Annotated in this window: 28 protein-coding genes and 1 pseudogene; 9 read left to right on the top strand and 20 right to left on the bottom strand. The window is 61.3% G+C overall.

All coding sequences use genetic code 11. The annotated features are described in order from the left end of the window. Positions 1-2: 2 nt before the first annotated feature. The 13 genes and pseudogenes from LK459_RS11480 to LK459_RS11415 all read right to left on the bottom strand — a co-directional run bounded on the left by LK459_RS11480 (position 3) and on the right by LK459_RS11415 (position 5,682). The gene (locus LK459_RS11480; RefSeq protein WP_227923464.1) at positions 3-248 is read right to left on the bottom strand and encodes a WhiB family transcriptional regulator; all 246 of its coding nucleotides are present in this window, start codon (positions 246-248) and stop codon (positions 3-5) included. Between the two features lie 601 nt (positions 249-849). After that, a complete protein-coding gene (locus LK459_RS11475; RefSeq protein ID WP_227923462.1) occupies positions 850-1,086 on the bottom strand; it encodes a hypothetical protein in 237 nt (78 codons plus the stop codon). Next, positions 1,086-1,484, bottom strand: coding sequence for a DUF5758 domain-containing protein (locus LK459_RS23290; RefSeq protein ID WP_227923709.1), 399 nt, complete (start codon positions 1,482-1,484; stop codon positions 1,086-1,088). Before LK459_RS23290 ends, LK459_RS11475 begins: the two co-directional genes overlap by 1 nt. 93 nt (positions 1,485-1,577) lie before the next feature. Next, a pseudogene (locus tag LK459_RS23285) lies at positions 1,578-1,784 on the bottom strand (pentapeptide repeat-containing protein); the annotation flags it as partial. After that, positions 1,781-1,942, bottom strand: coding sequence for a hypothetical protein (locus tag LK459_RS11455; protein ID WP_227923459.1), 162 nt, complete (start codon positions 1,940-1,942; stop codon positions 1,781-1,783). The gene LK459_RS11455 and the pseudogene LK459_RS23285, both read right to left, overlap by 4 nt. Further along, entirely contained in the window at positions 1,942-2,139 is a 198-nt protein-coding gene (locus LK459_RS11450; protein WP_227923457.1) for a hypothetical protein, read from the bottom strand. Before LK459_RS11450 ends, LK459_RS11455 begins: the two co-directional genes overlap by 1 nt. Then, on the bottom strand, positions 2,136-2,408 hold the full coding sequence (locus tag LK459_RS11445) for a DUF7324 family protein (RefSeq protein ID WP_227923455.1): 273 nt from the start codon (positions 2,406-2,408) through the stop codon (positions 2,136-2,138). Before LK459_RS11445 ends, LK459_RS11450 begins: the two co-directional genes overlap by 4 nt. Beyond that, positions 2,405-2,545: a hypothetical protein gene (locus LK459_RS11440; protein ID WP_156525582.1), complete on the bottom strand. Its 141-nt coding sequence runs from the start codon at positions 2,543-2,545 to the stop codon at positions 2,405-2,407. Before LK459_RS11440 ends, LK459_RS11445 begins: the two co-directional genes overlap by 4 nt. Next, positions 2,542-3,342 (bottom strand): DUF6551 family protein, encoded by an 801-nt coding sequence (locus LK459_RS11435; RefSeq protein ID WP_227923453.1) that lies wholly within the window; start codon positions 3,340-3,342, stop codon positions 2,542-2,544. The genes LK459_RS11440 and LK459_RS11435 overlap by 4 nt, the downstream gene beginning before the upstream one ends. Continuing rightward, positions 3,329-4,222, bottom strand: coding sequence for a hypothetical protein (locus LK459_RS11430; protein ID WP_227923452.1), 894 nt, complete (start codon positions 4,220-4,222; stop codon positions 3,329-3,331). The genes LK459_RS11435 and LK459_RS11430 overlap by 14 nt, the downstream gene beginning before the upstream one ends. Then, a complete protein-coding gene (locus LK459_RS11425) occupies positions 4,219-4,494 on the bottom strand; it encodes a hypothetical protein (RefSeq protein ID WP_227923450.1) in 276 nt (91 codons plus the stop codon). Before LK459_RS11425 ends, LK459_RS11430 begins: the two co-directional genes overlap by 4 nt. Beyond that, positions 4,491-5,279, bottom strand: a complete 789-nt coding sequence (locus LK459_RS11420) for a phage antirepressor N-terminal domain-containing protein (protein WP_227923443.1) — start codon at positions 5,277-5,279, stop codon at positions 4,491-4,493. Before LK459_RS11420 ends, LK459_RS11425 begins: the two co-directional genes overlap by 4 nt. Positions 5,280-5,346: 67 nt before the next feature. Continuing rightward, positions 5,347-5,682, bottom strand: a complete 336-nt coding sequence (locus LK459_RS11415; RefSeq protein WP_227923441.1) for a hypothetical protein — start codon at positions 5,680-5,682, stop codon at positions 5,347-5,349. Positions 5,683-5,871: 189 nt separating this feature from the next. Here LK459_RS11415 and LK459_RS11410 point away from each other — a divergent pair, with 189 nt between their 5' ends. From LK459_RS11410 to LK459_RS11400, 3 genes are all read left to right on the top strand, one after another. Further along, on the top strand, positions 5,872-6,384 hold the full coding sequence (locus LK459_RS11410) for a hypothetical protein (protein ID WP_227923439.1): 513 nt from the start codon (positions 5,872-5,874) through the stop codon (positions 6,382-6,384). Between the two features lie 63 nt (positions 6,385-6,447). Further along, positions 6,448-6,858 carry a hypothetical protein gene (locus LK459_RS11405; protein WP_227923438.1) on the top strand — a complete coding sequence of 137 codons (411 nt, stop codon included), beginning with the start codon at positions 6,448-6,450 and terminating at the stop codon, positions 6,856-6,858. Continuing rightward, positions 6,855-7,064 (top strand): DUF3263 domain-containing protein, encoded by a 210-nt coding sequence (locus tag LK459_RS11400; RefSeq protein WP_227923437.1) that lies wholly within the window; start codon positions 6,855-6,857, stop codon positions 7,062-7,064. Before LK459_RS11405 ends, LK459_RS11400 begins: the two co-directional genes overlap by 4 nt. On the opposite strand, the gene LK459_RS11395 is transcribed toward LK459_RS11400, so the two are convergent. After that, on the bottom strand, positions 7,027-8,256 hold the full coding sequence (locus tag LK459_RS11395) for a tyrosine-type recombinase/integrase (protein ID WP_227923436.1): 1,230 nt from the start codon (positions 8,254-8,256) through the stop codon (positions 7,027-7,029). The genes LK459_RS11400 and LK459_RS11395 overlap by 38 nt on opposite strands. 416 nt (positions 8,257-8,672) lie before the next feature. Between LK459_RS11395 and LK459_RS11390 the strand changes: the two genes are divergently transcribed. Together LK459_RS11390 and LK459_RS11385 are read left to right on the top strand one after the other, a co-directional pair. Then, on the top strand, positions 8,673-9,287 hold the full coding sequence (locus tag LK459_RS11390) for a DUF5343 domain-containing protein (RefSeq protein ID WP_227923707.1): 615 nt from the start codon (positions 8,673-8,675) through the stop codon (positions 9,285-9,287). Next, positions 9,284-9,865 (top strand): Swt1 family HEPN domain-containing protein, encoded by a 582-nt coding sequence (locus LK459_RS11385; RefSeq protein WP_227923435.1) that lies wholly within the window; start codon positions 9,284-9,286, stop codon positions 9,863-9,865. Before LK459_RS11390 ends, LK459_RS11385 begins: the two co-directional genes overlap by 4 nt. Before the next feature lie 2 nt (positions 9,866-9,867). Here the strand turns inward: LK459_RS11385 and LK459_RS11380 are convergent, their stop codons facing one another. From LK459_RS11380 to LK459_RS11370, 3 genes are all read right to left on the bottom strand, one after another. Beyond that, entirely contained in the window at positions 9,868-10,545 is a 678-nt protein-coding gene (locus LK459_RS11380) for a tyrosine-type recombinase/integrase (RefSeq protein WP_227923434.1), read from the bottom strand. A gap of 1,319 nt (positions 10,546-11,864) precedes the next feature. Then, a complete protein-coding gene (locus LK459_RS11375; RefSeq protein WP_227923433.1) occupies positions 11,865-12,014 on the bottom strand; it encodes a hypothetical protein in 150 nt (49 codons plus the stop codon). Positions 12,015-12,699: 685 nt separating this feature from the next. Continuing rightward, positions 12,700-13,611, bottom strand: coding sequence for a DUF4393 domain-containing protein (locus tag LK459_RS11370; protein ID WP_227923432.1), 912 nt, complete (start codon positions 13,609-13,611; stop codon positions 12,700-12,702). A 500-nt stretch (positions 13,612-14,111) separates the two neighbouring features. Between LK459_RS11370 and LK459_RS11365 the strand changes: the two genes are divergently transcribed. After that, on the top strand, positions 14,112-14,690 hold the full coding sequence (locus LK459_RS11365) for an NADPH-dependent F420 reductase (RefSeq protein ID WP_227923431.1): 579 nt from the start codon (positions 14,112-14,114) through the stop codon (positions 14,688-14,690). A gap of 196 nt (positions 14,691-14,886) precedes the next feature. Further along, entirely contained in the window at positions 14,887-15,573 is a 687-nt protein-coding gene (locus LK459_RS11360; protein ID WP_227923430.1) for a DUF1275 family protein, read from the top strand. Positions 15,574-15,651: 78 nt separating this feature from the next. Here the strand turns inward: LK459_RS11360 and LK459_RS11355 are convergent, their stop codons facing one another. Beyond that, on the bottom strand, positions 15,652-16,773 hold the full coding sequence (locus tag LK459_RS11355) for an NDMA-dependent alcohol dehydrogenase (protein ID WP_227923428.1): 1,122 nt from the start codon (positions 16,771-16,773) through the stop codon (positions 15,652-15,654). A gap of 152 nt (positions 16,774-16,925) precedes the next feature. Here LK459_RS11355 and LK459_RS11350 point away from each other — a divergent pair, with 152 nt between their 5' ends. Together LK459_RS11350 and mgtA are read left to right on the top strand one after the other, a co-directional pair. Then, a complete protein-coding gene (locus LK459_RS11350; protein ID WP_051997900.1) occupies positions 16,926-17,552 on the top strand; it encodes an acyl-CoA-like ligand-binding transcription factor in 627 nt (208 codons plus the stop codon). A gap of 101 nt (positions 17,553-17,653) precedes the next feature. Further along, a complete protein-coding gene (mgtA, locus tag LK459_RS11345; RefSeq protein ID WP_227923427.1) occupies positions 17,654-20,287 on the top strand; it encodes a magnesium-translocating P-type ATPase in 2,634 nt (877 codons plus the stop codon). Here the strand turns inward: mgtA and LK459_RS11340 are convergent. Both LK459_RS11340 and LK459_RS11335 read right to left on the bottom strand, forming a co-directional pair. Continuing rightward, positions 20,233-20,907, bottom strand: a complete 675-nt coding sequence (locus tag LK459_RS11340) for a phosphoribosyltransferase (protein ID WP_227923425.1) — start codon at positions 20,905-20,907, stop codon at positions 20,233-20,235. The genes mgtA and LK459_RS11340 overlap by 55 nt on opposite strands. Beyond that, positions 20,882-21,382: a nuclear transport factor 2 family protein gene (locus LK459_RS11335; RefSeq protein ID WP_007238050.1), complete on the bottom strand. Its 501-nt coding sequence runs from the start codon at positions 21,380-21,382 to the stop codon at positions 20,882-20,884. The genes LK459_RS11340 and LK459_RS11335 overlap by 26 nt, the downstream gene beginning before the upstream one ends. Between the last annotated feature and the right edge of the window lie 8 nt (positions 21,383-21,390).

Raw genomic sequence — 21,390 nt, 5'->3', positions numbered from 1 at the left:
AGTCATGACGCCATCGCCTCCATCGCCAAACGCTGACGACGAGACATGCGGCCTGACAAAATGTTTCCCGCGAACACGCCCCACGAATAGCGGCCAATCAGTGCACGTTCAGCACACTCAGCGATCAGCGGGCACGACCGGCACGCCTTCGCGGCCTGCATCAACACCTCACGGTCATCACTCGTGAACCGCTCATCGCCCTGGCAGATCGGCAACGCGTTCTCATCACGTGGCGGTGCCTGCAACACGACTACCGGATTACGAGGCGGCTTCGGTGTACCCCGGCGCGCATACTCCTCGCGACGACACAGCAGGCATGTCCTCCACCCCCTAGCACTGACCGATGTCGTTTCCGGCCGGAACTCATGCCCGTTGGCGCAATGCGTTTTTCGGGCACGTTTCGTTGTGTTCGCGCAGGTGATGCAGCGTCGGCGTGCACCATCCCAACGCACATTGCTCTCGTCGGTGAGATCGTGGCCGCGACGACATTTGGTGATGCGGGCACGCTCGGCACGACAGGTACGGCACTGCCGATTCACTGCGCCATCTCGCTTCATCGTCTCGTAGGCGTCGACAAGGGAGTGTCCTCTTGCGCAACGATCAGCACGTTTGCGGCTCATCGTTTTGCCTCCATCCATGCGATAGCTGACTCCACAACCGCAAGCCGCGACGTACCTGGTAGACGGACCGCGACATGACGGCCCGACATGATCTGCACTTCCCACTCGCCCCGCGGATGACCAACCCACGCCTGGAATCCGAGACAGTGTGCGAGGTCATGCATTTCGTTTTCGGCGTCGAGGATGTGCCACTCGACACTCTGTTGGCGGGAGGGAAATTCGATGACACTCATCGCGCCCCCCACCATTCGATGATCGACACGACACCGAGGACAACAAGCGCATCCACGATGACGCAGCCAGCAAGGATGAGGAGCCACACGGTGCGTGTCGACGGCAGCGGCCTCGACGGTGGGATCGCAGCCAACATGTCCGCGGTGCGCTCAAACTCGCTGCGCACCCGAAAGTCTCGGCATTCGAGATAGCAGTCCAAATCGTCGTCGTCGGTCCAGCGGTCACACGTCATCAGTGCGCCTCCGCTTCGGCTCGCGTGATGTAGAAGTGGATACCGGGAGCACACTCGTTCCACCGGTCCTCATCGAAACTGTCCGGTCGAACCGTTTCGCCGACGCAGTAGATGAACTCCGAGTCATGCTGACTGCGTGCCTCATCCACGTTCGTATCGCCGTGCAGGATTTCAAGAACCCTTGCGTACTCGGCGCGACACTTGCGACCAGAGGCGTTAGATCGCTTGGCGTCTGAGGGAATGAGGAGTTTGACGAGCCTCCCGCCTTGGCATTTCTTCCAGCCGATGATGTCGCCCTCGGGGCAGACGACGGTTTGGGCGAGTGCGGCTTCGGCATGGTTCGCGCCGGACAGGTACGCGCCGGACAGGTCCGCGCCGGACAGGTACGCGCCGGACAGGTCCGCGCCGGACAGGTACGCGCCGGACAGGTACGCGCGAGACAGGTACGCGCCGGACAGGTCCGCGCCGGACAGGTCCGCGCCGGACAGGTACGCGCCGGACAGGTCCGCGCCGGACAGGTACGCGCCGGACAGGTTCGCGCCGGACAGGTACGCGCGGGACAGGTTCGCGCCGGTCAGGTTCGCGCGGGACAGGTCCGCGCGGGCCTTCACTGCCTCCACAACAGCAGCCCGCACATCACCTGCGGACTCCGCCACATACAGATCGCGGCCTCCAATCGACTTGATCGTGACGCTCATTCATCATCTCCGTACTGATTGGGGTTCAACAGGTTTCGCTTCGCCAGTCTCGGCGAATACGACGCGACGATCATCACGACCATCGCCCACACAATCGCGCACGCCTGCACCTCACTCGCACCCTCAGGCGCGAACAGAACATGCAACAGATTCGACATCACGCCTCCTCCAAATCGTTTGCCCAACGCCGCAATTCGTCAGCGGTGATGTACTGCTTCTTCGAGCCACGTACCCGCACAAAAGTGAGTTTCCGTTCCCTCCATTCACGCCGAAGCGTGTCCTTGGAGACGCCACTGCACGCCTGGACCGCGTTCTCGAGGTCGTAGAGAATCATCGGTAGTGGTTCGACGGTCATCTGTCCTCCTTGAGGTTGGTCCCCGACCCGGCTTCCTCTACCGGGTCGGGGTGCGCGACCGCCGTGGGCGTGAGAGGTGCCCGGTCGCGCTCTCCCGCACAGCAACCCGCGCGGGAGTGGTCGGTGAAGGTGGGCCAACCGTCGATGTCGACAATCGGGATGCCCATGAAGAGCTCCGGCCCAATGGATTCGGGGAGATGGATCACAATGTCAGCGGTGTCGCCGTGGTCAGCTTCGACCCCTAAGACTTCGCAGCCGTAGTAGTTCATGCGCTTGCCGCCTTTCTGATCTGGATGTAGAAGCCGGCGTACGTGTACTCGGCAGCGACGAGGAGCGCGATGGAGCGGTTGGCGCATTTGACTGAGCGCCAGAGGTTTCCGTCGAGCCACCACACGATGTGCCTCACCCTGCTACGCCGATCACGCCGAGGTTCCACCAAGGTTCAACCCGAGTTCCATTGCCCCTGTTGTAGAACTCGATCATCGTGTGCGCATGGCACTGGTTAGCAGGGTTGCCCGATGTCTCCCGCCAGTCCTTCGCCTTTCGACGCAACTCGACGATTCCGACCTTCCGAAGACGCATCACCAACTTGTCTTCATTTATCGTGTCGCCGTAGCGGTCCTTAATGAGTCCAAGTGCCGAGATGATGTCTCTGTTGAAGCCGTCATATCCGTACGCGGCGTTGATAACTCGCAGCGCGAACGAGAGTCCGCCTGGGCCCGACTTCTTGTAAGTGTTGATGAGCGCGGTCACGCACGACACTTCTTCGAGCGGCTTGCTTGTGCCGATTACGACGCCAGTAGATCTTGCGATGCGGTCAATATCGGTTTCGATCGGTCGTCCCGCGGCGAGCGCGACTTTGTACTTCGACATTGGGTTCTGCGCCTTGACGCTGTTGAGGCGAAGGAACAGGTTCGCCTCGTCGGCGGTGGTTAGATCCTCGTAGATGTGGCACTGGACCTGCTGGTCGGAACCGAGCCACTGGATAGCTGCTGCGCGGCGATGCTGTCCGTCAACGACGTAGTACCAACCGTCACGGTGTGAGACATGGAGGATGCCCATCACGTCCGGATTGAACTCGGCGGCGAGACGGTCCACCCAGGACTGATTGAGCGCACGCTGGGCGACAGGGCTGATGTTCATCTGGTCGAGTCGCACCCATCCGAGGTGGGAGGTGAACTCGATACGGTCAGGCTTTGACATTGCTGTTGATCTCCTTGAAGTGCTTGCGAATGCGTGAGAGGGCGTGGAACGCCTGGATGCACAGCCTTTCGGCGTCGGCGGTTCCGATCCGCTCTGGTTGGATGTAGCCAATGAGGTCAGCGAAGTTGGCGAGGCTTCCGGCTATTTCAGCCAGCATTTCCGTGTCCGACTTCTTGAATGGCCTGGGGCCAGGATCGGGCTTGTTGCGGCGCGGCATATCGGCCGGATTCGGCGCAACTTCGGCGTCGATTTCCGGATCGTTCTCGTCGATCAACGGCGCCGGGTTTGCCTTGGCCTTGCATTTGCGGGCGACGTTCGCGCGGGACAGATTGCCTTCGGCCTTGGCTTCGGTGACGGCTTCCTCGAATTGGTCGTCGGAAACATTGTCAGTCATCGTGTAGATGCCGGACCCCATGTTGCCGCTCAACTCTTCTTGCGACGCATAGTCAGTCGGCTTTGAGGAGATCGTGTTGTCAACACTTTCTCCAACTCGTCCGTGTTGGTTGGATCGGTTCTCTACCTGCCCCTTGCGCCGAACCTCTCCACGCTCTTGCCCCTCGCGAATCGCGACCCCGAGTCCGCGTTCTGCCCGCCGGCAAAACTCGGCCGCGTGCAACTGCATGTCCTTGCCGAGTCGCAACTGCTTCGCAATCTCCGCGATAGTCGCCGCCTTCGCCTTCGCCTCGGCAATGCCCGGAAGATCCTGCGCTGCAATCGCAACCAGCAGGCCAGCGTTGGACTGCACCAACATCGTCGTCACTTCATCGACCTGCTGCTCGGGCGTCTTCTGCGACAGCGACCGCAGCTTCTCGTCCTTGCTCGGCGGCAAGATCACAGAAACATCAGCCGCTACGACATCACCTTCCATTGCTGTGGTCATGACGGATCGCCAGTCGGTCGGAAGTCTTCAGATACCCTCCCGTAGTGGGCGATGGCGTTTGCCAGTTCCGTGGCGTCCGGCCCACTAACCGAGTACGGACCGATCTCGAACGACCATCCGGACAGCCCGTCGTCGGTGAATACCGCGCGTAATGGGACGGTGATCCACTCATCAGTAGCGTCGACGCGCATAGTCACACCGGACTCATGCTGGACGTGCCGCTGGTCGTGGGGGTCGCTTCTCGGGGAATCGAACACCGGAAAGCTGCTCATGCCTCGACCTCCAGCTGCGTTGGCTCGGCGTAGTACTGCTGCCACACCGATTCGAGAAGTTCGCGATCGGCTTCGGTGTAGGCGAGGACGTCGCGCGTCTGGCCGTTGGAGAGGGTGAGTGGATACCGTTGCGGCTCAACGCCATGCAGGTCGACGTAGGCTGCCTTGCATCGCTTTCCGAACACCCCGGAAACACTCTTGGTTCTCTTCGCGCTGAGGTTCTTTCCCTTGAGGAAGTCGGCGGTATAGAGCGGTCGCGCCTGCTGGTCGAGCTGCGCATTCTCGCCCATGCCACGCGCGAGGATCACTCGCGCCTTGGCTTCGAGGTGGTCGGGATGGATGAGTCCCTGCGCCGCCTGACACAACTCCATCTGTGCGCGAGCCTGAAAGATGGCCGCGTTGAGTTGGTGCTCGGTGGCACGGGGGCTGATGGCGACTCCCTCGTGGAAGAACTTGTCGAGAGCGTCGGCAGCTTCGGATTGGTACGCAATCAGTTCTGCGCGCTTGTCGGCGCGGACCCGGTTCTCATCGAGGGTGGCGAGCCACATGGTCAGGGTCTTGCGGTCGCCAGCGGTCATTTCGCGCGTCTTGCCATCGGCGGCAACCGTTGAGAATTTCCCAATGGTTGCCCACGACTTCGACTTGAGCTTCGTGAACTGCCCCGCCCAGTCGAGTCCGAAGTAGTCAGCGATCGGCTTGAGTGCGACGAGTGACTTGCCATCTGTGTAGAGCGGAAGTCCCGACCCTGGGACTCGGACCTCGACTGCGGTATTCTGGCCTTGCATTGAGACTCCTATCTCGTTGTTCAGGCCCGTTCGGTGTTCGCGCACCGGGCGGGCATTTTTTGTACAGCTAGGCGGAGCGGGGTACGGCGTGCACACCATGCACCATTCGCGGCGTGAAGAGGTCGCCATCGGTCACGCCGAGCGACCTTTCTATTGCGATGGCCCGCAGTTCATGCGTGGTCTTGGTCCGCTGATTGACGAGTCGCTCGACGAGCGACTTCGACACACCATCGGGAACTCCATCGTCGCGACGTTTCCGGCGTTCGCTACGCGCAATGCGTCGCAACTCACTGGTCGCCTCATCGGCTAGTTCCTGGTACGAGAGCCCGGACCGCCGCAGCGCCCGACGCAATAGGTCGCTATCGACAACCTCCGCGTACATGTCGCGTGACGTGAAGCCCATTTGGTCGAGCCCTCCTGTCGTTGTTTGGTGTACGCACCACGCTACACCACTAGACGATGGTGTCAACTACGAGTCTGAGAAAATGTGCTGGTAAGTAGCTTGACCTCGAATTACATGCGAGTAGTTCCTAGACGGACCGTCTAGCGAATCACTATTCGAACACTCAACTCGACATGCAAGGTGGGCACTGTGAGCGACCCGAAACTACCGCCAGAGCAATGGCGGCCCCTGTTCGACAAGATAGGCGTCGAGTTTGGGTATAGGCCACTCGCCACGCGGATCAACATGGACCACACCAAGGTCCGTCGCATCCTGCGAGGAGATCGAACATCACATGAGGCCATCAAGGAGCTCGCCGATGGCTTAGGTATCGATCCCACCGAGGTCTATCGACTTCGGGGCGAGGAACCTGTCGAGCCGTTCACCCTCCCCGATGAAGCGGGGAGGCTCACCGGTAGTGAGCGCCGCGTTATCCGCGCGATGGTCCGAGCGCTCCTGGACGCAAGGGATCGAGACAATGCAGTGGAAGCTACACAGGAACAGGATGCACCGGGCGAAGCGGACCCGAACGAGAAGACCGACGCGGGTGACCCCCGCGATCCAGACGACTACGACTTAGCTGGCCGCGACACTGGCGACATCTCCGAAGGAGAAGCCATTCGCCGCCAGCAAGAGCGCACCGCCGAGCAGGGTGGTGCATAACTACACGCATGTAATTCCTGGTCACGCCCGTTTTTGTCAGAGCCTTCCCCTAGCTTGTTCGGTGTGTACCACCCCTGGCGAGACGCACGTGACCGCGAACATCTGAACATCACCTTCGAGCGGCTGGCCGATGGGCGGCGCGGCTGTCTGCGCGGTGATCGCATCACGATCAACACTGGCGACGATCAAGCCCAACGACGCTCCACACTCGCACACGAACTCGTCCACGACGAGCGGCGCGTGTTCCCCGTCGACCGAGTGCTGCGAGCTCGCGAGGAGTTGACGGTCGAGCGCATCGCAGCTCGACGGCTCATCCAACTCGAAGCGTTGGTCGATGCGCTGTTGTGGGCGCGAGACGCACACGAGACGGCCGCGGAGTTGTGGGTGGACGTGCCGATGCTGGTGGTGTTCGTCCAGTCCATGACTGAGGACGAGAAGGTGTGGGTGGGGAAGCAACTTGAGGAGCGCGCATGACTGACGAGGATCGCCGCCTACTCGACATGGCCGGCCAACGGTGGAACCACAGCGGCGCGATGGCTGACGCGATCAGAACCGAGTTCGGCATGTCAGTCACCCGGTTCTGGCAGCGCGTCAATCGGCTTTGCGACACCGAGGAAGCGTTGGCGTACGCACCGCTCACCGTCAATCGGTTGCGGCGTCTGAGAGTTGCAGCAAGGTAGCCATTTGCTCGAGGGCGGCGCGGGTGATGTCGGTGTTGGCGTAGGCGTATCTGCGGTGGGCGGCGACGGTGGAGTGTCCGAGGATCGCCATACGTACCGACTCTTCGACTCCGGCCTCCAGTAGGAGTGTCGCGACGGTGTTGCGTCCGACGTGCTGCACCGGGGCGTCCTTGATGGTGGGGGCGATTCCTGCGGCGACACAGAGTGCTTTCCAGTCAGCCAGATCGTCACGTGACGCAATGGGTTTCCCCCCGTCGCGTGACCACACCAGACCGGTTGTGTCGTCGCTCGCATCCCGCCACGCCTGCAAGGCTGCGGCGAGTGGCGGAACCATGGGGACGATCTTGCGGGACGACTCGGTTTTCGGGTCGACAAGGCACCACCCTTTCCATAGGGGGGTGAAGTCGAGGTCGCGGCGTACGTCGAAGTCGGCGCGCGGGTACACGTCTTGCGCACGCGGGTGACTGACGCCCTTCTTCAACGGCAAGCGCTGCACCTGGTAGGCCATGTCCAGCACCATGTTGTCGAAGTCGACGCGCTCCCAGGTCAGTCCGAGGCATTGGGCTTGGCGGAAGCCGGTGAACAGTCGTGTCGACCATCGGGCGAGCTCTGAGGGGTCGCCTTGTGTGAGGAGGTGTCGCAGGAGTGCTTTGGCCTGCGCAGAGGTGAGGGGATCTCGTCGAGCAGACAGTGCGCCCGGTCGGTCCACGCGCGCAACGGGATTCCATTCGAGGAGGCCATGTTTCATCGCGTCGGCGAAGGCTGGATTGAGGACGTTGTAGGTGATCTGCGCGGTGCGGGATGACACGTTGGTTTCGACGGTGCGCAGCAGTTTGCGGATTGCTGCGGCGTCGATGGATGAGAGGCGCCGTTTCCCGATGTGTGGTTCGATGTGTCGGCGGTTGATGCTGCGATAGTTGGCGAGGACGTTGGGTTTCACTCTGCGGGAGGCGATGTCGTCGAGCCACTGTGTCATCCATGTGGAGACGGTGGTGGTTTTCGCGCTGAGGTCGATGCCTTTGTCGGCGTCGCGTTGCATCTTCTTGAGTTCGGCGATGGCGTCGGATTGCTTGGCGCGCGCTCGTTGGTAGGGCTTGCCGGTCGCGGGGAGGTAGACCTGGGCGATCCACATGCCGTCTTTGCGTTGGTAGATGGAGCCTTCACCGCGCCGTCGTCGTGGCTGAGTTTTCACGTCTGAACCTACTTACGTTTAAGACTTACGTTTACGGCAGCGTATGCCGTGCTACCGCCCTGCGTCACATGTAGTGCCAAAACATCAGTCTACCAGTGCTTTTGGTGAGGTCAGGGCGGGTGGGCTTATCCTCCCATGCTACAAAACATCAGCTTCCCAAGCTGAATACGCGGGTTCGATTCCCGTCATCGGCTCCGACGAAAGCCCTGGTAGAGCGGTTTTCCGACCGCCAAACGGCTCATCCGCGACACCAAATACACTCCCCACACACTCCGGGTGGTGGCGCCAGTCAGCCGAGGCCTGCGCTGTGCGATCCCTGTTGGAATGGCGCGTTGAAAGCAGTTTGTCCGAATCGCGCGGTAATCTCCGAGCACAACTGACAATCACTGGCGCACGAGGAGCCTCCGTTGGCCGACATGCCGTATTCACTCGCCTATGCGCGCCTGCCAGAGATCTTTGCTCGCATCAAGACGGCCGGGACGCCACCTAAGTTTCACAACGAGTTCCTCAAATCAACCCTGGGCTTTACTTCGTCAAATGACCGCGCCGTCATCTCAATCCTCAGGAAACTCGGTTTCATAGATTCCAATGGGCAGCCGACGCAACGGTATAACGATTACAAGGGCCATGAAGGTGGTCGCGCCGTTGCGAAGGGACTTCGAGAGGGATGGCCCGGATTGTTCATGGCCGATCAACGGATTTATACCAAGAACACCGAGGAGATATCAAAGAGAGTCGTTACCCTAACGGGAGCTAACGAAAAGATGTCGAACCGTATCGCTTCTACTTTTGTCAAATTGTGCGAGATTGCGGATTGGACGCCGGAAGCTCAACCCGAACAGAGTTCAGTCAACGACACCCCGGAAGCAGAGGGCAAAGGTGATGATCTACCTCCTCAATCCCCTGCTACAGTTTTGTCACCGCAAAGCGCCCTGAATCTCCACCACGATATTCATATACACTTGCCGACCACTTCGGACGCAGCCGTATATCGAGCAGTGTTTCAGGCTATAAAATCGGAGCTTCTGTGAGTCAACGCGATGTCGCGAACTGGCTCTTCCATGGACTGAACGTGGAGTCTGCGCTTAATGACCTGGAAGAATCCGGGATTGCGGTTCGCGCCGCTTCCGACCCTCAAGCGATACAGCGGGTGATGCCGCTTGAAGACTTCTCCGAAAAGATTCGACGCTCAGCTCTACAGTCGCTCGAGGCGTACCTTGCATTCTTCTGCTTCGAGAACTCCGCACGTGAGTTAATTCAGCAGAAACTGTCGGAGAATCACGGGGCCACGGACTGGTGGGATAATTGCGCGTCCAGCACAATTAAGAAAAAGGTCATCGAACGGCAAGAGAAGGAAGGCAAGAATCGATGGCACATGAAACGCGGAGCTAGCGAGATATATTATACCGACTTCGGGGATTTAGCCTCTCTCATTCGTAACAACTGGGAGGACTTCGCCGACCTATTCCCCGACCCTGAATGGGTTATCACCCGATTTACCGAGCTTGAATCTTCGCGAAACATAGTGGCACACAACAACGTGCTAGAGAAGAATGAAAGAGACAGGATCGCGCTATACTTGCGTGATTGGATTAGGCAAGTCGGCTAGCATTAGCCTCTCAACCTCACCACGTTCTCCCCGATCCCGGGCGTACCCATTGCTGCCAAGGCCGACATGGCGTCGGCGTGGTCGTCCTCGAAAAGGTGCGCGTAGACGCTGAGGGTCGTGGTGACCTTGGCGTGCCCCATGAAGCGGGCGATCTCCAACGGCGGAATGCTTGCCGCGACGCACAGGCTGGCGTAGGTGTGGCGCAGCGCGTGGAACTTCAGCGCGGGCGGTAGCGCTCGGCCTCCGCTGCCTCGGGTAGCTCGCAGCGCTGCCGGACGGAACACCGCCTTGTAGAAATTCTGGTGCCGAACGGGGCTGGTCCAGTCCAGTTCGAGGCGCGCTTCAGCTTCGTCCATGGTGAGCGAGGCCAGGGCGTCGGCGTTGCGCTGAGCCTTCGCGCCCGCTGTCTCGGGAGCGGCCCTGTCGGGGTCGACAGCTACGCCGGTGGGTCGTTCGGCCGTCAGCTTGAACGCCGGGAACAGCGGCGCGGTGGGATCGTGCTCGGGCTGGCCAGGGCCGTGAGGATGCAACGCCAGATAATCCCGCAGCGTGTCCACCGTCGCCGGGGTCAGCGGGACTCGTCGCCGGCTCCCTCGCGTCTTGGGAGTGTCGTAGATCGGCACCACGGTCCCGTCCGCCAGCGTCCGTGACTTCGGGCTGAGGGTGCGCTCCACTCGCACGAGGTCCGGCCTGGGCCGCGCGTTGGGACCAGCCGCACAACTACACAAGCCCGGCGGGTGTACGCCCACCCGCCGCACCACAGCCGGATCGACTTGTCTCCGGCGAGTCGGGGTTGACGTGTCCCCCGCACGAGCGAGGCGGCTCCGCCGAGCACATCGCCCTCGCCCACCCCGAACCCCCGAGCCACACGTTCCGGCCTCGGGGGTTCGGCCTGCTCGAGCAAATACACTCCCCATACACTCCACGTGGTGCGCTTGTGGGGTGTATTAGGGTCGCTCATGGCTCGCCGTGATGTGTGCGCTAGTTTCGCCAAAGTGGCTGTTACGTTGCGCTTATGCTTCGCGCACGGCTCGTTGAGATGCTGGTAGCCCGCACACCCGTTCGGACGCCGAAACACTTTCCCAAGCTGAATACGCGGGTTCGATTCCCGTCATCGGCTCCAGTATCACCGCAGGTAGAGCGGTGTTCCACGAGTTTCCAACGTCGCCACGCTGGACCGCGTACTACCCCCGCGCTACCCGCTTCGCTTACCGCGTCGGTCGATTGCAACGAAGCTGAGGCCGAGATGCTGACGGGGCCGGGCCGCCCCTAATCACAATTCTTAAGATACGGACCGGTGGCGTTCGGCTAGCTCTTGACGCCGCGCCACCTCTAACCGATCCTTGAGTTACTGGAAGGTGCGTCCCTTCGTTCCGCTGTCCGCACCGTCGTGATATACGAGCACGGCAAACAGGGGATCTAGCTAGGACTAGAGATGTGATCACACAGCGATACCGCATAGATCTTTCAACCGATGGCGCATATCGAAGCCGGAAAGGGTCCTATCCACTTTAAGACGAGGGGCATTTTGACTAGCTAATACCGACAACTCCGAGAACGATTACTACTTAGCCCACTTAATCCATCCCAGTCTCTAGATGGAGATAAAATGACAAAGTCCCGCAAGGCCTGAGGCGAGACAGTGTTGACGGCCGCAACCGCGGCTGTCACAACGATTCTGGCGATAACCCTTCTAGTAGCCTTTCTCGTATGCCTACGAACACTGGCAAGGCTTAAGGGTCGAACAGTCGTCCAGTTCAAGCTGCTCAGCCTCGGCTTCTCATTCGAACGCGAGAACCCCGCTACTCCTGCTAGTTCCGTCGGACCCAGTCCGCCACACCACAAAGTGGCAGGCAGCTACTCTCGGGAAGAGCAACGCAATCGCCATCTGAAAGCGGTGCGACCGACGGATCGCGAGGTGGAGCCCTTCGAATAGTGCTCAACTAAGCTCGGACAATTCTCCGCGACTTTTAAGCTCCCAAGTGAGACGCACCACGTTTCAAGCGAGACGCACCACGTTCTCGGTCCTCGGTGCCGACATCGCCACCAAGGCAGACATAGCGTCGGCATGGTCGTCTTCGAACAGGTGCGCGTAGACGCTGAGCGTGGTGACGACCTTGGCGTGGCCCATGAATCGGGCGATCTCCAACGATCTCCAACGGCGGGATGCCCGCCGCCACGCACAGGCTCGCGTACGTGCGGCGGAGAGCATGGAATTTCAGCGCGGGCGGTAGCGCTCGGCCTTGACCTTCCTCGGTTGACCCAGAGCACCACCGGACGGAATATCGCCTTGTAGAAGTTCTGGTGTCGGGCGCGAGCTGGTCCAGTCCAGTCCAGTCCCAGGCTTCGTCCATTGTGGGCGAGGCCAGGGCGTCGGCGTTGCGTTGCGCCTTGGCTCCCGCCGTCTCGGGAGCCGTCCTATCGGGGTTGACGGCGACGCCGGTTGGTCGCTCGGCTCGTGGTCAGGACGCCGGGAACAACGGCGCGGTCGGATCGTCGGCGCGGGAATGCAGGGCCAGGAAGACCCGCAGGATGCCGGCGGTCGCTGGCGCCAGGGGGACTCGACGGCGGCTCCCCTCGCGTTTTCGGGGGTGTCGTAGTCGTCAGACGGCCTGAGGGCGCGCTCTACCCGCAGGAGACCGGGCTTCGGCCTAGCGTTGGGGTTGACCTGCCGTTGGGGTAGCTCGACTCGTCGCCTACCTGCAACCCGCCTTGGAACATCGATTCAAGCCGACCGCAGGCGGACTTATCGAGCTTCGATAAGCTGTTCTTTTATCCGAGAGTCTTCCTAGTCGAATCTCTCCGCCCGATCCCGCCGCTCTCTGTTTCTTCTTTCACCGTCCGGTGGGTTCGTGTTCTACAATTTCCTCGCCATTTTTGGACGGTTCGATAGCAGATTCTTCAGAGTATGAACGCGCGATCACAACCTTGTAAAACTGCCTCCCAAAATCCGTTACGACCAGCTTTCCCTTTTCGCAATGAATCTTCTCACTGCCGAAACTCTCATTTGCCGCTTTAACAATTGGGTGGTTGTCTCGCCATGAATACTGCTCATCCGAAATTAAGTATGTGTCGTATCCAATCCTGACCAGCCCCAAACGAATCCAGTTATCTATCAGACTCATATGCGCAACGCTTAACACTTGCCATACCCCAGATCCCGTAGGCCACGCAAGAAGATTTGACTGTATCACCAGGAATCCGTCATCAAGAGTCTGCCTAACTTCCAGTAAGGGAAGTGACTCAAAGACAAGAACCTCTCCGAGTAGATGCGCTTCCTCACTGTTAATCTGAGCGATCACCTGAGCAAAGGAAGGGTGCGCTTTGGACTCGATGCGCCGATCCGACGCAGCAGCCAATAGATTCAGGTACATCTCGCGAAGCTCAGGTTCCTCAACTGTAAGCCCAATTCCTGAAAGCGCGGGACCGGCCACCGAGCCCTTGGGTGTGACAAGGTCCTCATCCGGAACATCAGTCAGCTTGTCGGCTATAGCGTCCTCGAGTTCGAACTCAAAGAAGTCCTTCGAGATCCCCACCATACGACCAACAGGCTGCCACAGCTTTAAACGAACCTGCTGCTTAACTGCCTCACGACGCGCGCGGACCTCTGCCGCGAGGTCCAACGCACCTGACGTCTGCGCCTGATCCAGTAACACGGCATCTGTTTTCGGGTTATCGCTAGCCGCCTTCTGAAGCGCCTTACCTGCGACTCCTGCTGCAGCGGCCGACGTCGAGATGGGGTCCATGAGACGATTCTAGAGCCTCATGCGAGCGGGGCCGTCCATCCACAACCGCGCGCCACCACCCAAGGATGCCCTATGGAGAGTCAGGGCAATTGGTAACCTGCCGAACCAGCAACCGAGCTTACATTAATTCAATTCTTTGGGTTTCGACAGGATGCAATCGATGTGCCCGACAACATCGACATTTCACCAAATCAATCTCGAGGAAAGATCACAACGCTTCGCGCTGATAAACTGCATTCAGTTCGCCCCTCATCGCACTGAGCTGCCATGCTTTCCATCAACGTGCACTACGGACATGCTTCGCCGACGCGGGTACCCAACAGACCACCTAGGCGCGGTGACGGTCTGTGCTGCGACTTTCCCGCTACCGTAATCGGACCACGGTCCGTTTATGTGATCTGTGCGTCATTACGATTCACCCTGGAAGAGTGCCGATCGGCCTACGGTTGGGATGAGAAGAAGGGCCGCACAGGACCCCCAGAGTGGAAGGATCCAGAGACATGACCGAGGTAACGGTTTTCGGAAACGGCAACATGGGCCAGGCGATTGCCGGCGTGCTGGGCGATGGTGGCGCCAACGTTCAGATCATCGGCAACGGCGACAAGGCAGCGATCACCGGCGAACTGGTCGTGCTCGCTGTACCGTACCCGCAACTCGACGTCATCGCGACCGAGCGCGCCGACCAACTTGCGGGCAAGACGGTTGTGGACATCACGAATCCGTTGAACTTCACCACTTTTGACTCTCTCGTGGTTCCCGCTGATTCCAGTGCCGCAGCAGAGTTGGCCGCCAAGCTGCCCGAGTCCCGGGTTCTCAAGGCCTTCAACACCACATTCGCAGCGACCCTCAACTCCGGGACGGTCGGCGACTCCGGGCAGGCCACAACCGTCCTCGTCGCCGGCGACGACACCGCCGCCAAAGATCTGCTGATCGGGCTCGTCACCGAGGGCGGCCTCAAGGCCGTCGACGCCGGAAGCCTCAAGCGCGCCCGTGAACTCGAGTCCCTCGGATTCCTCCAGCTCACGCTCGCAAGCGCGGAGAAGATCAGCTGGGGCGCCGGATTCGCAGTGATCTCCTGAACCTCCCCGACTGCAACGAAAAGGGCGCGAATCGGCGCACACGGTAGGCGACGCACCGTTGGCTTCGTCTACCGAAGGCTCTGTCTGACCAGGTCAGGCAGAGCCTTCGCCATGACACGTCGACGGTTCGCGCGCGCGTCCACCGTCCAACCGTCGGTACTCTCATGACGCACACCGACCGAGGGACGGACAACTGATGGCCTACCTGCGCAGCATTCCCGTACTCCCGCGCGGAGAAATCGGCATCGCCAGCGCAGTGCTGATGACCGCTGTCGCGGGCTATATCGACGCGTTCCTGTACCTCCGCCATCAGGTCTTCGGATTCGCACAAACCGGCAACGTGGTGTTTCTGGCAGTGGGTGTGGTGAAGGGCGACGAGTGGGCGAAATTTGCTTGGCCACTGCTCGCCTACCTCGTGGGACTCGTTGTCGCACAGGTGCTGCGCACTCTGGCTCCCTCGCTGCCGTCGCGGGCGCTCGGAGCCGTGCTCGTCTTCCAACTCCTCGTCTTCGTCGTCTTGGCGTGTTTACCTGCCGGCGCGCCCGCAGCGCTGTTCGTCATCCCACTGTCGTTCGTAGGCGGACTGCGTCTCGAACTGTTTCGCACGGCGGGCGGCATTTCGTTCGTCAGCATTGCAACGACGGGAAATCTGATGCGCTTCGTGTCAGCCGTCGCCGACCTCGTCCGCGGTCGCTCCTCAGCCCAGGCCCGGGCAGCACTCGCGACCGCCGTCGTGGTGGTCGCCTTTCTGGTTGGCGCTCTGTGCGGAGCGGCGATCGCACAGAGCGTAGGACCTGCACTGTGGGGAGCGGTGATCCTCGAGGCCGTGGGCATCGTCGTCTTCATCGCACAAACGCGTGCTTCCCGCCAGGAAGTCGCCTGACCGGCCACGCCGGCCGAACACAGAGACCTCGAGCTGTCCGTTGGTGCGCCGGAGACCCGACGCACCAACGGATTCGGATCAGCCGAAGCGGATGACTCCGCGAATGTTGCGGCCTTCGCGCATGTCGTCATACGCCGTGTTGATCTGATCGAGGGTGTAGGTCCGCGTGATCAGCTCGTCGAGTTTGAGATTGCCGGCGCGGTACATGCCGAGCAGATTCGGCATGGCCTCGCGCGGCGACTTCATACCGTAGAGTGCACCCTGGATTCGCTTCTGCATCATGGCCAGGTTGTTGGCGTTCAAGCCGGGGACCACGCCCTCCTCCTTCTCGGGGCTGATACCCGTCACCACAACAGTTCCGGCCTTGCGAACGGCACCGAGCCCTTGTCCGATCAACTGGTTGCTGACGATGCTCGCAGTCAGGATGACCACGTCGGCACCCTGACCGTTGGTCAGTTCGGCGACGCGCGGCATCGCCTCGTCGATCGAACCGAATGCCTCGGTTGCGCCGAAATCCGTTGCCCACTTCTGCTTGTCGGCCACCGGATCCACAGCGATGATGTGCGATGCTCCGCTTTCGCGTGCTCCCTGAACAGCATTCATACCGACGCCGCCGACGCCCGCGATCACCACGGTGTCGCCACGTTGCACGTTGCCCGCCGTCGCCGCCGACCCGAAACCTGTCTGCACACCGCAGGCGACGAGGCACGCCACCTCCAGTGGCACATCCTTGTCGATCTTGACCAGCGACATCTGGTCGTAGACCTGCCACTCGGAGAACGTGCCCAGCAGGCCCACGGTTGCGACATCTTTCCCGTCGTCAGCATGCATCCGATACGTGCCGTCCATTTGATGGCCGATCATGATCAGAGCACCGTTGTCGCAGAGGTTCTGCATACCTGCCGCACACCATCGACACCGACCACACGACGGAATGAACGAAGTCAGTACGTGGTCGCCGACCTCGAATCCGGTGACGTTCGGTCCGACCTTGCGCACCACGCCGGCGCCCTCGTGGCCTCCGACCACGGGGAGGTGCCCCGCAGTGATGTCTCCGTGTGAGATGTGGTCGTCGCTGTGGCACAGCCCCGGCGCGACCATCTCGACGAGCAATTCGCCGTCCTTCGGGTCGTCGAGTTCGAGTTCCTCGACGGACCACTCGCCTGGAGCCTCACGCAATACCGCAGCTCTAGTCCTCATCTGTTCCTCCTTCATCGGCACTATCGGGTGTGATCTGCCTCTCATGCGTGAGGATATGACACCTTGTGTCAAAACTTAACGAATTCACGATTTCCGCTGATCCACGCAACGTCGACGCCTGTGATCGACGGCGATACGCCATGATGGTGAACATGGGTTCCGACGGCCGACGCACGCTTCCCGACAGGGAAACCCCGGTCGACCGTGGGGGCAGACCTGCGTCGACGAGCGCACACGAACTCGCCGCCCAGGCCCAGCGCCTCTTCGTCGAGAACGGATTCGACCGGACCAGCGTCGAGGACATCGCGGCGACTGTCGGCGTGAGTCGACGGACGTTCTTTCGCTACTTCCCGACCAAAGCGGATGTGATCTGGGTCGAATCGGAAGCCGAGCACGCGCTGTTCGAACAGCTCCTCGATCACTCCCCGTCACACCAATCCCCGTGGGCCGCAATCACCGCGGCGTATATCGCCACGCTCGACCACGGCCGAGCCGAAGATGACTGGGCACGCCACCGCGCACGCTTGATCCTCTACGAACCCGCGGTCCAGCCACAGGCCAATCAGGTGGTCCGCCGGTGGCGCACCACGGTCACTCGTTTCGTCGCGAACCGCCGCGGATGCGACGTCGAGGACGTGGCGGCTCGTGCAGCAGGACACGCCGCAATAGCGGCATCGATTGCCGCACATGAACACTGGCTGGTGCATCCGGAACTGTCGATCGCCGAATGCATGCGCACGCTGTTCGACGCACTCGCGCCGCGCGGCCTCGAACCGTGACCTTCGCACCTGTCCCGGGTGCACAGCCAGTCGTACCCTTTTGGTCGTGAGTCGTACTCTGATGAGCCTGTCGAGGTGCGCACCGGCGCGGGTGCAGTGAGATGCCGCCCGCAAGCACGGTGAGAAACCCTGAATGCCTCTCTGTCGACGAGGTGCTGCATGCACTGCTCACCTCGCGCACGGGACTGAGTGCCGACGAGGCCACCGCCCGCCTGGAGCACGACGGACCGAATGCGCTGCGGACCGTACGGGTGCATCCGTTCGAGATTCTGCTCAACCAATTCAAGAGCGCATTGATGATCCTGCTCATCGTCACCGCTGTGCTCGCAGGTGCGCTCGGTGACGTCAGTGACGCGGCGGTGATCGGAGCGATTCTCGCGGCAAGCGTCCTGCTCGGCTTCCTCAACGAACTCCGCGCGGCACGGGCAACACAAGCGCTCCACGACAGAGTCCACCACACCACCACAGTCATCCGCGACGGCCAACCGGCGACGATCGACGTGACCGGGCTCGTGATCGGCGACGTCGTCTCGCTCACTTTGGGCCAGATCGTTCCCGCAGATCTCCGCCTCATCGACGTCACCGACCTCGCATGCAACGAAAGCGTACTCACCGGTGAGTCCTCCGCAGTCGGCAAGAGCATCTCAGCGGTCCCGACGGGCACCGCGTTGGCTGATCGCTCCGACTGCGCGTACATGGGGACAGTGGTGCAATCCGGTAGTGCCACAGGAATCGTCGTCGCCACGGGTGAACGAACCGAGTTCGGTTCCGTCGCCGGCGGACTCACCGAGGCGGCACCGCAGACCGCTTTCCAGCGAGGCTTGTCGAAGTTCTCGATCCTCCTGCTCCAAGTGGCGATCGTCCTCACCATCTTCATCGTCATCGCCAATCTCATCCTCGGCAGACCGATCATCGACTCGGTGTTGTTCGCCCTGGCGATCGCTGTCGGTATCACCCCGCAACTGCTACCCGCAGTCGTGACGACCGCACTCGCGGCCGGGTCACGCAGACTCTCCGACGACGGCGTGCTGGTCAAACGCCTTGTGGCGATCGAGGATCTCGGCGATATCGACATACTGCTCACCGACAAGACCGGGACCCTCACCGACGGCAAGATCTCGCTGACCGCGACGCTCGCTCCCGACGGGACACCGGACGACCAAGTACTACGCGACGGACTGCTGGGCACCGATTCGGCCATACATGCGGGTGGAAACGAACTCGACGCCGCCCTGTGGCGCGATGCCGGACACGTCGCGGACTCCGTTGCGTCGTACGAACGTATCGCCACGCGTCCATTCGACCACGACCGGCAGATGGCGTCGGCCGTCACCGTGAGCACGGACGGCAACGCACAACTCGTGGTGAAAGGGGCGCCGGAACGGGTCATGGCTCGCTGCGTCGACGGCGAGCGCGGCCAGGCCACGCTCGATCGACTGTTCGCCGAGGGCTCACGCGTGGTGGCAGTGGCGACCAAGCAGGTCAACACAGACCACACCACTATCACCGACAACGACGAGACCGCACTGTCACTCGAGGGATTCCTGGTCTTCCTTGACAAGCCCAAAGCGTCTGCGGCGCAATCTCTCACCGCGCTCGCAGCACTGCAGATCACCGTCAAGGTGGCCACAGGAGACAACGTCGTCGTGGCCGCCAAGGTGGTCGACGACCTCGGCATGCGTTCGGGCGGTGCCATCACCGGCACGGAACTCGATGCTCTCCCTCCCGACAAATTCGATCGTGTTGCACGTGAATACACAGTGTTTGCCAGGGTCACTCCTGCGCAGAAGGCTCGGCTTGTAACGTCTCTGCGCGCACACGGGCAATCGGTTGCCTTCCTCGGCGACGGCGTCAACGATTCACTCGCGCTGCACGCGGCCGATGTCGGTATCTCCGTGGACAGCGCCACCGACGTTGCCAAGGATTCGGCCGACGTGGTCATGCTGCGGAAAGATCTGGGGGTTCTCGCCCGAGGCGTCGCGGAGGGGCGTCGAACGTTCGCGAACACCATCAAGTACGTACAGATGAGCACGTCGAGCAATTTCGGCAACATGTTCAGCGCTGCCGGTGCGTCGGCCCTGCTGCCCTTTCTACCGATGCTGCCGAGCCAGATCCTGTTGAACAATCTGCTCTACGACACGAGCCAGCTCGCGATCCCGAGTGATCGTGTCGACCCCGAACTCCTTCGCTCCCCGTCACATTGGGATATCGCCGCGATCAGGCGGTTCATGCTGTTCTTCGGGCCACTGAGTTCGTTGTTCGACTTCTTGACGTTCGCGGTGATGCTTCACGTCTTCCACGCCGGGGCGAGCGAGTTCCATACCGCATGGTTCGTCGAATCCCTGTGTACTCAGACGTTGATCGTGTTCGCCATCCGAACACGTCGAATTCCCTTCCTACGCAGTCGGGCAGGCGGCTGGCTGATCGCTTCGGTTCTCGTGGTGGTGGCGATCGGCATCGCGCTGCCGTTCACGCCGCTTCGTCATATTCTCGGGTTCGTCGTACTCCCATGGACCTTCTACGTCTTTCTCGCTTCGATGGTGGTGGCCTATCTCGTGCTCGTCGAACTCGCCAAGCGCGTCTACTACACGTCACTGACGTTCCACCCCCAGATGCCACGACGTTGGCGCGACGAAGCGCACCACATCCAGCGTCGCGCTGCCCGGTTCACCACAGTCGGTCATGCACCGAGACAGGCGACGACCTCACTGTCGGCCACCTCACCAAAGTCGTGATACGACAGGCCGACCGCGCGGAAGGGGGCAGGGACGTCGACGCACACGACACGATCGACGGACGCGTCAGTCTCGAATCTGTGCACCGCATCTCGCGGGGCCACCGGTACGGCGACGACGACACCGACGGCTCCTGCCGCCCGCACGGCACGCACGGCGACGGCCATCGTCGCACCCGTCGCGATGCCGTCGTCGACCAACACCACAACACGGCCCGGGAACGAAATCGGCTGTCGCCCAGCACGATACGTGTTCTCGCGTTGTACGCGCAGCTTGTTCTCCGCGCCGATGATCTCACGCAACTGCTCGGCCGACACTCCGAGTCGACGCGGCACGTCGTCGGTGATCAGTACCTGCCCCGCGGCGACCGCGCCCATCGCGAACTCAGGCTGATCGGGCGCGCCGATCTTGCGCACCACGAGTACGTCCAACGGTGCGTCGACCGCGTTGGCCACCTCACGTCCGACGGGTATGCCTCCCCGGGCGAGCCCGACGACGATCAACGGTGGCCTGTCCCCGCCGGCAGATCGGAATCCGTTCTCCCGCAACGCGTCAGCAACGAGCGGACCCAGCACACGACCGGCGTCGACCCTGTCAGTGAACACGACCGTGACCGACATCGGCGTCTTCCCGGACCGTCCCGGCGTCCGAACCGACCGCAGGTCCGACCTTGGCGGAGAAACTCGGTATCTCCCGCAGGTCGACGCTCGCCTCATAGGTTCGGTCGTAGCCCGTAGAGCAGATGCGCCAGCCGTCGTCGGTACGACGGTAGGAATCCGTATAGAACGCAGCACCGATCATCATGAACGAGAACGCGGGCACGATCACGCGGTCCTGCAGGTACCACCTGCCGCTTGCGGTGTCGCCGTCGATGAGGATCTCCGGATGGCTCACCCGGTGTTCGGTGATGACACCCGGCCCGACAGAGGTGCGCATGTACCCGACGAGTTCGTCGCGGTCAGCGAACGACAGCGACTCGCCGTACTCGCCGACGACGTCCTCGGTGAGCGTCTCGGCGAAAGCGACCCAGTCCTTGGTGTCGAGAGTTCTCAGATACCGGTACTTCAGTGCCTTGACGGCCTCGAGATCGTCCATGATCCACG

Source organism: Gordonia otitidis, assembly GCF_020735545.1.
Taxonomy (GTDB): Bacteria; Actinomycetota; Actinomycetes; order Mycobacteriales; family Mycobacteriaceae; genus Gordonia; species Gordonia otitidis.
Note: the sequence above shows the minus strand (reverse complement) of the source record. Positions and strands in the feature narration are given on the sequence as shown.